This window comes from Succinivibrio sp. (assembly GCF_045124615.1).
In the GTDB taxonomy this organism is placed as follows: domain Bacteria; phylum Pseudomonadota; class Gammaproteobacteria; order Enterobacterales; family Succinivibrionaceae; genus Succinivibrio; species Succinivibrio faecicola.
The window spans coordinates 1-12492 of sequence record NZ_JBGVMC010000044.1; the positions used below are offsets into that span (position 1 = coordinate 1).

A 12492-nucleotide genomic window follows, 5' to 3' on the forward strand; every position below is an offset into this window, starting at 1 on the left:
GAACTGTCCTAAGTATTTATCTGTAAATTCTTTATCTTTTAGAATCTCAAGACCATCAAAGAGTTTTTCTTTGTATTCTCTGTTATCACTGCCATCTTTGCCAATAGTTAAATATGTGGCAAACATATCCATTAAAAGAGTTTTACCAAAGCGTCTTGGTCTTGTGAAAAGAAGTACTGATGAAGGATCGGTAAAGACTTTTTTTAGATATGGAGTTTTATCTACATAGTAATGACCTTTGTTTCTTAATGAAACAAAGTCCTCATTGCCAAGTGGCAATGGTTTGAATGTCTTTTCGGTCATTTTTATATCCAGAATATATAGTAACTATATGTAGTTTAGCTGATTTTTAAGTTATTTCAATATTACTTATTCTTTTAGACATGAAGCATATCTGTTAGTACTAAAATATGTAAGTACATTTGTTAATTAGTGACTCAACTGCATTTTGATTTTTAACTGAAAGTTGGCTTATAAATGCTGTTTAGCACAACATTTATAAGCTATTCTTTCATTAAGATCGAACTGCAAAACTAAAGATTATAATTCGCGATAAGCAACTATAGGTAGATACTACGAATTATAAAAAGATAGTCGATACAAAATGAGTTTTGTTCAAAAAAGCAATAAGACTTCAACGTAATCAATATGTGGTTAAGTTATTTCTTCTTTTTTCTTGCTTTAAAATGTCGGTTTTTTTGATAAAATATAGAACAATTTTATTTAAGCGAAAGACTATTATGCAAGAATCAATTTTAAGAAAACTAGAAGCCTTAGTTGAGCGTCATCAGGAAGTTGAGCAGTTATTAAGCCAGCCTGATGTAATTGCCGATCAGGAAAAATTCCGTGAACTTAATCGTGAATATTCTCAGCTTCAGATTACAGTTACCTCTTTTAAGGATTATACAAGAGCATCTGATGATCTTGCTGAAATGGAGCAGATGCTAAAGAGTGATGATCCAGACATGGTTGAGATGGCTCAGGAAGAAATAGAGCCTACAAGAGAAAAATTAAAGACTTTAGAGCATGAACTTCAGTTACTCTTGCTTCCTCACGACAAACGTGATGACTGCAACTGCTTCCTTGAAATTCGTGCAGGTACTGGTGGTGATGAAGCAGCCCTTTTTGCCGGCGAGCTTTTCAGAATGTATACGCATTATGTTGATTCTAAAGGCTGGTCTATGGAAATTGTATCCCAGGCTGAAGGTGAAATGGGTGGCTATAAGGAAATCATTGCCAAGTTGTCAGGTGAAGGCGCTTATGGCTATATGAAGTTTGAATCTGGTGGTCATCGTGTTCAGCGTGTGCCTGTAACAGAAACACAAGGCCGTGTTCACACATCAGCATGTACTGTAATGGTTCTCCCTGAGATCCCTCCTGCAGAAGCTCCTGTTATCAATCCTGCTGATTTGAGAGTTGATACTTTCAGAGCATCAGGTGCCGGTGGTCAGCATATTAACAAAACAGATTCTGCAATTCGTGTTACTCATATTCCAACTGGTATTGTTGTTGAATGTCAGGATGAGCGTTCACAGCATCAGAACAGAGCTCGTGCAATGGAAGTTCTGTACTCAAGATTAGCTCAGATTGAAGAGGATAAGCGTAATGCTCAGGCTACTGAGTTACGTCACAGTATCCTATCATCAGGCGACCGTTCTGACAGAATCCGTACCTACAACTTCCCACAGAGCAGAATTACCGATCACAGAATCAATCTGACTGTATATCGATTAGATGAAGTTCTTTCAGGAAGTCTTGATCTGATCTTAAAACCTGTTATCGAGGAATTTAAGGCAGAGCAGTTAGCTTCTATGGCATCACAGGGCGCTTTATAGTTTATATGAAGATAGGGGAGGTTCTTGTACAGGCACGAGAGTGCCTAAGATCGTATGGAATTGAAAGTGCTATGCTTGATGCTAGCCTTATTCTGTCACATGTCACCAATTTATCTAAAACACAGCTTTTAATTCATGAGGATGATGAGCTTGATATAGAAGTTGTTGATGCATACGCAAGACTCATCGAAAAAAGAACTAAAGGCTATCCTGTGGCCTATATCCTTGGATATAAGGATTTTTATGATATCAGGTTAAAGGTTACAGAAAAAACACTTATCCCAAGACCTGATACTGAAGTTCTTGTTGAAAAGGCTTTAAGCTTAAATCCAAAGGGAAGAGTTCTTGATGTAGGAACAGGATCTGGTGCTATTATTCTTGCTTTGAAAAAGCATTTAGGTGATCAGATTGAGGCTTTTGCCTGTGATATCGATATGGATGCTCTTAATGTGGCAGAGGAAAACTGCGTTGCATTGAATCTTGATGTTACCTATTTTGAATCTGATTTTCTAAATTGCGTTCCTAACGAAAAGAAGTATTCAATGATAGTATCAAACCCTCCATATATTCATCCAGATGATCCACATTTAAGAGAGTCTTCTTTACCTTTTGAACCAAGAAAGGCTCTTGTATCAGGATATGATGGTTTAGAGGCTATTTCAATTCTGACTCGAGAAGCTCCTGCTTTTCTTGAAAATAATGGTTATCTGCTCATAGAGCATGGTTACAATCAGGCTATTGCAGCTCAAAGATTCTTTAAGGCTGCAGGCTTTAACTTTATTCAGACAATCAAAGATTATGGTGGAAACGACCGCGTGACACTAGGTCGCTACACAAAAAATAAGGAATAAAACAATGTCAAAAGCTAGTGTTAGAAATATTATTAAGCAGAGAAAACTATCAAAAATCGCAAACACAAGATCAGATCTTGAATCTGCAAATATTCTTGGAGCAACTCTTGAGGAAAACTTCGGTTTAGCTGCTACAGTTGGTCTTACAGCAGCTGAGTTTTTATGTACTCTTCGTGATGGAAAGCTTCCACAAGATCAGAATGATCTTATTAAATTCGTAAGTGAGTTAAGCAACGAGATGATGCACAGAATTCATGATATATTCCCAGATTCTCTGCCAAGACCACTTGCAATAAAATCACTTGTTATTGCAACAATGCAGCTTATAGCAAATGCTGATCTTGCAACAGGCATTAAAGCTCCATTATCTCCAACCTATGAGAATGGTAAACTGAATATTGAAATCTCAGTTACTGGTGAAGAGATTACAATTACCAATAGAGGAAATGAGTTTGCTGATAAGGCTTTTGCAGGAACCAATGTTTTTGCAAATCCAGATATTTACGGACAGACCTTCTACAAACTGTCTTTAAATGCTGCTAAATATATAGTGGAAAAACTCTCAAAGTAGGACTGATATGAGTTCAGCATCAAACGTACTGGCAAAAGCAAGATATGAATGCGCAAAAGAGTTAAAAGAGGTGGTACTCAATAACAATATCGCCCCTTTAATCACTTTGTCCATTGTTGATCTGTTTATAAAACTTGAACAGAACCTTATAAAGGTTGACGGTACGCTTTATGAGAATATTCAGCAGATCATTGTAGATAAATTAAAAAAGATGACTTCTGATCTAATGGATGATGATGAACTCAATGGCAAGGCAAAAGCCTATATGGTACTTCTTTTAGAGATAATATCCCATGCAAAGCTGGTAAAAGGTCTTGAAGTACCGTTGAAGCCTTTAAAAACAGAAAAATTCACTAAATTCTCAATTAAGCTTGAGCAGGATAAGTTTGCTATTACCAAAAAAGGGTTTACTTTTTTAGAAAAGGTCACCAAGATAGTAAAGTATGAGCCTGAAGGTGCCTTTTTGTTCAGAAAACTAACATCTGCAACGTCAGCTCTTCTAAAGCAGATTGTTGCTCGTTATGAGGTAAGTTTTGAAAAAGAAGAATTCCTGTCTGATAGTGATAATAAAGATTTCATTATAGTTGATACACTGCAGTAAAGAATATGTCAAAGAATCTAAAAAAGAAATACCAGAATCAGCCAATGATTAAGCCAAGAGTATTGGCATTAGATGAGAAAAAAGAATATTCACTAATAGTTGAAGTTCTTGGAAAACTTAACGGCTGGAGTCCATATGGTTTCTGTCTTTATACTTTACTTAAAGCAATAAAAGAAGGCGATGAATCTTATAAATCATGTCTTAATGACTTTATTCTTTCCTTAAAAGGTAGAATATCTGATAAGAATTCAAATTTCACTCCTGAGAGAATATCTTTATTAGGTTCAAATGACAGCCTTGAGCTGATTCTTGAATCTGTAATAAAGACAGCATGCACTGCAAAGCAAATTGAAGGCATTGCTTTTAAATTTGGTATGCAGCTTAAATCCATGTCTATAAAAGAGCAGTTACAGACAATAACTGGTAGTATTGTGCTGACAGAGCGCGGTAATTTATTACTTAATAGTATTGAAGAGAAAACAAGTATGCTCTTTTCAAATAATGATTTTTTTACAGAGCTTTTTGATAAGGTTGCATCAGATACTCTTGAAACTGTAGAGCGCGAATTAAAAAAAGATAGAGTATAGTGTCTGCTCGCCAAATTAAACAATTATCTTTTAAAATCAGTTCTGATTATAAAATTCAATTTAGTTCAATCAGTTAGGTTGTGGAGGATTATGTCTTCTGCAGAAATTTTATGCAATAAAAAACCTCGATCTGTTCAAATCGAGGTCTTTGAAGCTTATTGAGTTATATTAAGCTTTCTTTGGCATTTCAAAGTGACCAATTGTAGCAACTGGGCCATACTTGTTCTCGCCATCGGTACCCTTTAAGCACCAGAAAACGATTAATGCAATGTAAGCAACTAAAGCTAAGAACATTAAAATCTTCATAATGGTTACAAAAGCTAAAGACTCACATGCAAATGCTAAACCTAAACAGATTAAAGCAAGAACAATACATGCATATGGAGCAATAATGTATAAACCAGACTTATTGGTGTCGTGAAGACGACGAACCTGGATTGCCAGTGATGGAATCAGTGTGAATAAAGCCCATGCATAAGTAATAAGAGTACCTAAATATGGGATCGCACCTAAAATCTGAACTACAATATTAGCCAAGAATAAAGTTAATACGAAGTACCAGAACTGTGAACGTGTAGCACGGCCCTTGAAGTTGAAGTAATTGTTTTTAAACTCGTATAAAGCGATACTTAAAAACTCAGGCATTTTATTTCTCCAAAAGAATAGTAAATAAGTAAATATAAATTAATCAAACATAAATAGGCACCTTCTGGTGCCATAATTCTAGTCCTTCTTCTCTAATGAAACAGACATTTCCATTATAGAAGTTGAACCTTTTTTATCGATGTTGAACTCAACATCCTGCTCAGAATCAATTTGAATGTATTTCTTTAATACTTCAAAAATTTCCTGACGTAGCTTTGGCATATAATCTGGGGTGTCTCTACCTGCACGATCATTAATCAGAACAAGGTGTAAACGCTCCTTGGCAGAAGTTGCTGAACTTTCTGTCTTATCTTTGAAAATAGCATCAGAAATTGCCTTAAGTAATGACATAACACAACTCCTTATTTCTTAAAGATCTTACCAAAGATACCTTTCTTTTCGGTTACAAAGCGCAGTGGCACCTCGTTACCTAAAAGTCTTTCTACCGCATCCTCATATGCCTTACCTGCATCAGACTGAGCGTTAAGGATAATTGGGTTACCTGAGTTTGATGCCTTTAGCACATCAGGTGACTCTGGAATAACACCTAACAGAGGAATTGTAAGTAATTCTTGTACGTCTTCTACTGAAAGCATTTCTGCTTTCTTTACACGACTTGGAACATAACGGGTTAATAGAAGCTTTGCGGCAACAGGCTCAAGCTCTAACTCGCTTCTGCGTGATTTTGCATTGAGGATACCGATGATACGGTCTGAATCACGAACAGATGAAACCTCAGGATTTGTTGTAACAATTGCTTCATCAGCAAAGTAAAGAGACATTAGTGCACCTGTTTCAATACCTGCAGGGCTGTCACATACAACATATTCAAAGTTCATATCGTCAAGTTCGCGGAAAACCTTTTCTACACCATCATAGGTTAGAGCATCTTTGTCTTTTGTCTGAGATGCTGGTAGTACGAAAAGATTATCAACATGGCGATCTTTGATTAGTGCCTGATTGAGTTTTGCCTCACCCTGAATTACGTTGATGAAATCGTAAACTACACGGCGCTCGCAACCCATGATAAGGTCAAGGTTTCTAAGACCAACGTCAAAATCGATAACAGCTGTTTTGTGACCTTTTTTAGCAATACCGGTTGCAATAGCTGCTGATGATGTTGTTTTACCAACACCACCCTTACCTGATGTTACAACGATAACGTGGATATTCTTAAAAGGCTCTTTTTTAGTAGATTCTTCTTTCTTTTCTTCAGTCACAGTTTCTTTCTTATCTTCTTTTGCTTCAGATTTAACTTCTTTTTCTTCAGTCTTAACTTCAGAAGTTTCCTTTAAGCTTTCTGTTTGTTCTTTTAATTCTTCGTCTTTCTTTTCAAGTTCTGACATACTTTTTTATCCGTTAATTTGTTGATATAAAAACTTATTGTTCACAATAGCATAAAGAGCGCTCATTTAATGTAATCTTCAGATCAACTTTCTTATTGCAAAGCTTGCTGACATTTTCTGATTGTTCCATGTCATCAGCAGTCTGATACTGTCCTGCAATAGCAACAAGTGTTGGTCTGAAAGTACCGTTTATATATATAAACGCATCTTTCATTCCACTGCAATCTTTATTTTTTGGTGAACCTGCGTAAACTTCACCTTGCATATCACCATAAATGAAAACATTATGTGATGCTATTATTCTAGCTGTCCTTCCAACGTTACCGAAGATAACAACGGAATTGTCTACAGCATTTATCTGTTCTCCGGCTCTGATGTTGCGATTTATCACAATAATAGGCTCGGTTACTTTAACTTCATATGGAACTCTTACTTCGTAAGGCTCTTTAATATGAACCGGAACCTGAACTTCAAGTGTCTTTGTAATAACTTTTGGCTTAAAGTTTTCTTCTCGCATTCTTGCAAACTTACTTGAATTTACCACAGGAATTCCCATGGAAATTAGTGTATTTGCACGCTGCTCATTTACAGCACCAGAAAGTCCGATAAGAAACAGACCATATTCCCTACAGGTTTTTACAAGCATACTGTAATCAAGATCGTTAAGATAATTAACCATCGAAATATCGATAACTACAGGAGTATTTAAATATGCCTCCTGATTTGGTTTTATCTTGCTTTCAAGAAATTCTCTAAGCTCTTTTACAGAACCAGATAAGAGAGTTACAGTATTGAACGAATAACCTGTTCGAGACATACTTGCAACAGAATTTAGACTGTTGCTGTTTGTATTGTCCATATTCACTTTCTTATCCTTTTAACCTGTCATGAAATCAAGTAATTTTATCACAAGTTAATATAAAAATAAGCCACAAAGAATTGCTTAAGTGCATATATTTGTCATTTAAAACAGTATGGTAAGACATAAAAAACGTCTGTTTTTATACCGCGTGAAAATTTTGCATTAAATTACTTAGAACAGAATTAGATTGATAAAGTGCTTATGTCTAAACAAACAGGACCGATTCACTATATTCACACCAAATGAAAATATCCTTTAGCAAACATTTAAAAAATGAAAAACTCTATAATTTTTATTCCAAAATAAATAATATGACAAATATCAGAATTTTGATGTATATCACAAAAGCAATCTGCCATAATTTCAAGTTCATTGTGTCAGTTTGTGTGCATATTTTGTGTTTTATATAATACGGTTGATGAATATATAAAAGAGTGGAGCAAAAAAGGATAACAAGATGAGTGATACACTTGTTTACGTATATAAAAGTGAGAAAAAGAGCGGTCGGTACCTTTATCTTAAGAACAAGGATATGTTTTCTTTAGTTCCAAATGAATTGTTAAATGCTTTCGGTCCTTTAAAGTTTGTAATGATGTTTGCATTGTCAAAGCACAAGAAAATTGAGAAGATAAGTGTACAAGAGCTTGAAAAAGCACTTGATGAGAAAGGTTATTTCATAAGAATTGATCTTTTATCAGATGAAGAAAACCTGATAAATCAGGAGCGAAAGTACAGAGGCCTTGCTCCTTTGTCAAAAGAAGAGCTTGATGATATGTTCAAGTAGCAATCAACAGTTAGACTGTGTATGGATTTTCTCTGATTTCATTTTCGATTACAGAATCTTCACCATGACCTGGGAGAACAGCTGTACCTTTATCAAGAGTGTAGAGCTTTTCTTTTATGCTACTGATAATCGCATCGTAACTGCCAAGAGGAAAATCTGTTCTACCAATTGATCCTGCAAACAGAGTATCTCCTGTTAAAACAAATTTTCCAGCATCAGAATAATAGCAAACTCCACCTGGTGTATGACCTGGAGTATGAATAACTTTTAATGAGAATCCCTCAATAGGAATAATAATATCCCCATCATTCAGGTATTGAGTTTGGAACTGTTCGCTTTTTGGAAGACCAAATGCGTCAGATTGCATATTAAGACTATGCAAAAGAGGATCGTCCTCAATTGTAGGCCCCATAATTTTTGCCCCCGTAAGCTCTGCAAGTTCATAAACTCCGCCTACATGATCAAGATGCATATGGGTAATTAGAATAGTCTTTAGTTTTAGGCCATTCTTTTTAATAAAATCTGCTATCTGCAAAGCACTGCCGCCAACATCAACAGCAAAACACTCTAGACTTTCATCATCTACAAAAAGTCTACAGTTTTGCATGAATGGAGTTACACATATCCTCTGATAAGCTATTGCCATAAAAAATCCTACATTACAGCTATTTCAAGGCCCTTAAGATAGAATGTTTCAGGGCATGGCAGTGATACGACATGATCAGCATCCTGTCTTAGTGTAGAGATAATTCTACCGTCAACACCAGCATCAAGAGCTGCATCAGATACTATTTTTTGGAATAAAGCAGAATCAACAAGCCCTGAGCATGAGAAAGTAAGTAATCTACCACCTTTTCTCACCAGTTTTAGACCCAGTCTGTTAATATCCTGATAACCTCTGCATGCTTTTTTAAGATTTGCTGCACTTTCAGCAAACTTAGGAGGATCAAGAATAACAAGATCGTATTTAACTCCCTTTTCAACCTGTTCTCTTAAATAGGCAAAAACATCCTTTTTCAGGAATCTGCAGCGGCCAGGATCTAGATGATTGAATACAACACCAGCTTTTGCCTTCGACAGAGCATTTTCTGATACATCAACATTCTCAATTCTTTTTGCTCCGCCTTTAAGGGCCCATAATCCAAAGCCGCCTGTATAGGAGAAGCAGTTTAGAACCTCAGCATTTTTAGATAGTGTTGATGCCTTTATTCTGCTAAGACGCTGATCAAGATAAGCGCCTGTTTTGTGGCCGTTTTTAATGTCTACAGGAATATATACCTGACCTTCTTCTTTGACATATATGCAATCATCAGGCTCTTTACCGCATACAACGCCGCATCTTGGTTTTAAGCCTTCCTTTAATCTAGATTTGGTATCCGATCTCTCATAGATAGAGCAGTTTGGATAAATCTCATTGAATGTTTTTGTAATAACATCCTTGAATCTTTCCATACCTGCAGATGAAATGGAATATACGATAAATTCATTGTATTTATCAGCAATAAGACCTGGCAGAAGATCACCTTCAGAACTTACAAGTCTGACTCCGTCGTTGCCTCTGTCAAAAACATTTTTTCTAAGTGACACTGCCTGTCTTATTCTGTTTGCGATAAGCTCATCTGTAATCTTGATATTCTCATCAAAAGAGATTGCTCTTACAGTGATCTGAGACTTTGGTGATACAAGACCATAACAGAGAAACTCACCCTGACTTGATACAACCTTTACACTATCACCAGATGAAAGATCAGATGGAATTGCAGATAAGGCCTTTGAGAAAATCCATGGATGACGGCGTAGAAGAGATTTTTCACGACCTTCATTTAAGGTAAGAGTATAAATGGAGTCAGACATTTTGTTTCCTGAAAAAATTTAACTGATAGGTATATACCTTTAGCAGTCAGAAAAGACAATATTAAATCATTGTTCCTATTGTATCACAGCTGCTGTTTATATTTGATTTGCTCATTTTGCATATTTCAAACATATATATAACATTTTGATGTCATATTTTTTACTATTTTTGTATATACATACAATTCTGTTTTTTGTGTCTTTGACTTAGTTTTTTAGCAAAATTAAAATAAAGTAGAATTAAAGTTTGTTTATATCGATTGTATGTAACCAAAACTAAATAGTTACTGTATTACGGATAATCCATGATAGATTTAAATAAATTTACAAAACATAAGAAGTTTAAAAAATATCTTGTCATTAGTGCTGTATCAGCTCTTGCCCTTTCTTTTGCAAGCTGTCAGTTTTTCAAAAGCGATGCTCCAAGTTATATGACTGTGACCGCAAAGAACAGAGATATTTCTAAAAAGGTTTTTGCAACAGGTACTATTGCAGGTGTAACACAAGTAGATGTCGGTGCACAGGTATCAGGCCAGATTTTAAAGCTTTATGTAAATACTGGTGATGATGTTAAAAAAGGTCAGCTTCTTTGCGAAATTGATCCTAAAATTCAGGAAACAGCACTAAAAACAGCAAAGGCACAAGTAGAGATCATAGATGCTCAGATTTCATCAAAACAGGCCGAACTTAAAAAACTTCGTCTTGAGTATGACAGACAAAAACGTCTCGTGAAACTTGATGCCACATCAAAGCAGGATATGGAGGTATCAGAGGCTAGCTACCAGATGGCTTTGGCATCTTTAAAAGAGTTAAATGCTCAAAGAGCAAAAGCACAGTTAAGTGTTGATGACGCCATAACAAATCTTGGTTATACAAAGATACTTGCACCAATGGATGGTACTGTATATGCAACAGTTGTAACAGAAGGTCAGACTGTTAATGCAAATCAGACAACACCTACAATTCTAAGACTTGCAACATTAGATAAGATGAAGGTAAAAACAGAGATTTCAGAGGCTGACGTTGTAAATGTTGTTCCTGGAATGGACTGTTCATTTACTGTTTTAGGTCTTCCATTTAGAGTATTTAAAGGAAAGCTAGACAGAATTGATCCTGCACCATCTTCCTATGAGTCAGCAAGTCAGTCATCATCTAATTCATCTTCTCAGTCAGGCAGCTCAACAGCTGTTTACTACAATTCTGACATTATTGCAGAGAATAAGGACAGAATACTTAGAATTGATATGACAGCTGATGTGACAATAGAAATTGCAAATGCAAAGAATGTTCTTTCTTTACCTCTGTCTGCTATGAGAAAAATCCATGATAAGACAGGTACTGTATTTGTGCTTTTAGATGGAAGTGTAAAAGAAAAGGAAGTTCAGATAGGTCTTAAAGATGATCAGTTCATTCAGATTGTTTCAGGCCTTAGTGCAGATGATGAGGTTGTCATCGGCGATGATGTGAAAAGTGCCGAGGCAAAAGCTCAGCAAAACAGCAGAAACAGAAGAGGCCCATTTTAATGTCTGAGGTCATTCTGTCGCTTAAGGGAATAAAAAAATCCTATGGTTCAGACAGTGCCAGGGTTGAGGTTCTTCATGGCATAAATCTTGAAATAAGACGTGGAGAACTTGTAGCCATTATAGGACCTTCAGGATCTGGCAAATCAACTTTAATGAATATTATAGGCTGTCTTGATACACCATCTGAAGGTTCTTACTTTGTTGGTGACAAGAACACATTTAATATGCAGCCTGATGAACTTGCATCTTTAAGACGAGGCTTCTTTGGATTTATTTTCCAAAGATACCATCTTTTAGGACATTTAAGTGCAACAGAGAATGTTCAGGTCCCATCAGTCTATGCACTGACAGACAAGGCCCAAAGAGAGAGCAGATCTGTAGAGCTTCTATCAATGCTTGGTCTTGAAAACAAGACACAGTCAAAACCATCAGAGCTATCAGGCGGTCAGCAGCAGAGAGTTTCAATTGCAAGAGCACTGATGAATGGCGGACAGATTATTTTAGCTGATGAGCCAACTGGTGCGCTTGATTCAAAATCAGGATCAGAGGTGATGCGCATTTTATCTGATCTAAATAAAAAGGGGCATACCATTATCATGGTAACCCATGATCCAAGAATTGCAGCTCATGCCCACAGAGTTATTACAATTGCTGATGGAAAAATTGAATCTGACAGAATAAATGAGGATGTTCCTGACTATTGTGATTCTGATAATCATGAATCATTTGAATCATCTAAAAAGCTAAATATCTTCTCAGCATTTGTAGAGAGTTTTAAAGAAGCTTTTACAATGGCAATAAGAGCAATGGTTGCTAACAGAATGAGAACATTACTGACCATGCTCGGTATTATCATCGGTATCATGTCGGTTGTATGTGTGGTGGCTTTAGCAAGAGGTGCATCTGACAAGGTTATCGAGAATATCTCCTCAATGGGCACTAACACTATTACCATTATGCCTGGCTCTAAAATGGGCGATATGCGCTCTGGTAGATTCAGAACACTCAATGTTAAGGATTTAAAGGCTCTAAA

Annotated in this window: 15 protein-coding genes; 8 read left to right on the forward strand and 7 right to left on the reverse strand. The window is 36.1% G+C overall.

Annotation, left to right across the window (positions count from 1 at the left end):
* Positions 1-303 (reverse strand): AAA family ATPase (locus ACJML3_RS01070; protein WP_406019862.1); only part of this gene is annotated, 303 nt, incomplete at its 3' end.
* 437 nt (positions 304-740) lie between these two features.
* On the opposite strand from ACJML3_RS01070, the gene prfA reads away from it, so the two are divergent.
* Genes prfA through ACJML3_RS01095 form a run of 5 tightly spaced genes read left to right on the forward strand, consistent with a single transcriptional unit; the run spans position 741 to position 4445 of the window.
* A complete protein-coding gene (gene prfA, locus ACJML3_RS01075; RefSeq protein ID WP_219938202.1) occupies positions 741-1835 on the forward strand; it encodes a peptide chain release factor 1 in 1095 nt (364 codons plus the stop codon).
* Positions 1836-1840: 5 nt separating this feature from the next.
* Positions 1841-2686 carry a peptide chain release factor N(5)-glutamine methyltransferase gene (prmC, locus tag ACJML3_RS01080; RefSeq protein ID WP_406019864.1) on the forward strand — a complete coding sequence of 282 codons (846 nt, stop codon included), beginning with the start codon at positions 1841-1843 and terminating at the stop codon, positions 2684-2686.
* Between the two features lie 4 nt (positions 2687-2690).
* Positions 2691-3257 carry a hypothetical protein gene (locus ACJML3_RS01085; protein ID WP_406019866.1) on the forward strand — a complete coding sequence of 189 codons (567 nt, stop codon included), beginning with the start codon at positions 2691-2693 and terminating at the stop codon, positions 3255-3257.
* Positions 3258-3264: 7 nt separating this feature from the next.
* Positions 3265-3858 carry a hypothetical protein gene (locus ACJML3_RS01090; RefSeq protein WP_406019868.1) on the forward strand — a complete coding sequence of 198 codons (594 nt, stop codon included), beginning with the start codon at positions 3265-3267 and terminating at the stop codon, positions 3856-3858.
* 5 nt (positions 3859-3863) lie between these two features.
* Positions 3864-4445 carry a hypothetical protein gene (locus ACJML3_RS01095; protein WP_406019870.1) on the forward strand — a complete coding sequence of 194 codons (582 nt, stop codon included), beginning with the start codon at positions 3864-3866 and terminating at the stop codon, positions 4443-4445.
* A gap of 168 nt (positions 4446-4613) precedes the next feature.
* Here the strand turns inward: ACJML3_RS01095 and ACJML3_RS01100 are convergent, their stop codons facing one another.
* The 4 genes from ACJML3_RS01100 to minC all read right to left on the reverse strand — a co-directional run bounded on the left by ACJML3_RS01100 (position 4614) and on the right by minC (position 7295).
* Positions 4614-5090 carry a DUF805 domain-containing protein gene (locus tag ACJML3_RS01100; protein ID WP_288135537.1) on the reverse strand — a complete coding sequence of 159 codons (477 nt, stop codon included), beginning with the start codon at positions 5088-5090 and terminating at the stop codon, positions 4614-4616.
* 78 nt (positions 5091-5168) lie between these two features.
* Complete coding sequence (gene minE, locus ACJML3_RS01105) at positions 5169-5441, reverse strand: cell division topological specificity factor MinE (RefSeq protein ID WP_219937305.1); 273 nt, start codon at positions 5439-5441, stop codon at positions 5169-5171.
* 11 nt (positions 5442-5452) lie between these two features.
* A complete protein-coding gene (minD, locus tag ACJML3_RS01110) occupies positions 5453-6436 on the reverse strand; it encodes a septum site-determining protein MinD (protein WP_406019873.1) in 984 nt (327 codons plus the stop codon).
* Positions 6437-6470: 34 nt separating this feature from the next.
* Entirely contained in the window at positions 6471-7295 is an 825-nt protein-coding gene (gene minC / locus ACJML3_RS01115) for a septum site-determining protein MinC (RefSeq protein WP_406019885.1), read from the reverse strand.
* Positions 7296-7755: 460 nt separating this feature from the next.
* Here minC and ACJML3_RS01120 point away from each other — a divergent pair, with 460 nt between their 5' ends.
* On the forward strand, positions 7756-8082 hold the full coding sequence (locus tag ACJML3_RS01120) for a YcgL domain-containing protein (RefSeq protein ID WP_406019875.1): 327 nt from the start codon (positions 7756-7758) through the stop codon (positions 8080-8082).
* Positions 8083-8092: 10 nt separating this feature from the next.
* Here the strand turns inward: ACJML3_RS01120 and ACJML3_RS01125 are convergent, their stop codons facing one another.
* Both ACJML3_RS01125 and ACJML3_RS01130 read right to left on the reverse strand, forming a co-directional pair.
* On the reverse strand, positions 8093-8728 hold the full coding sequence (locus tag ACJML3_RS01125) for an MBL fold metallo-hydrolase (protein ID WP_406019877.1): 636 nt from the start codon (positions 8726-8728) through the stop codon (positions 8093-8095).
* A gap of 8 nt (positions 8729-8736) precedes the next feature.
* Entirely contained in the window at positions 8737-9936 is a 1200-nt protein-coding gene (locus tag ACJML3_RS01130; RefSeq protein WP_406019879.1) for a class I SAM-dependent rRNA methyltransferase, read from the reverse strand.
* 305 nt (positions 9937-10241) lie between these two features.
* On the opposite strand from ACJML3_RS01130, the gene ACJML3_RS01135 reads away from it, so the two are divergent.
* Both ACJML3_RS01135 and ACJML3_RS01140 read left to right on the forward strand, forming a co-directional pair.
* Positions 10242-11459: an efflux RND transporter periplasmic adaptor subunit gene (locus ACJML3_RS01135; RefSeq protein ID WP_406019881.1), complete on the forward strand. Its 1218-nt coding sequence runs from the start codon at positions 10242-10244 to the stop codon at positions 11457-11459.
* Positions 11459-12492: ATP-binding cassette domain-containing protein (locus tag ACJML3_RS01140; RefSeq protein ID WP_406019883.1), on the forward strand; the 1034-nt coding region annotated here is incomplete at its 3' end. The genes ACJML3_RS01135 and ACJML3_RS01140, both read left to right, overlap by 1 nt.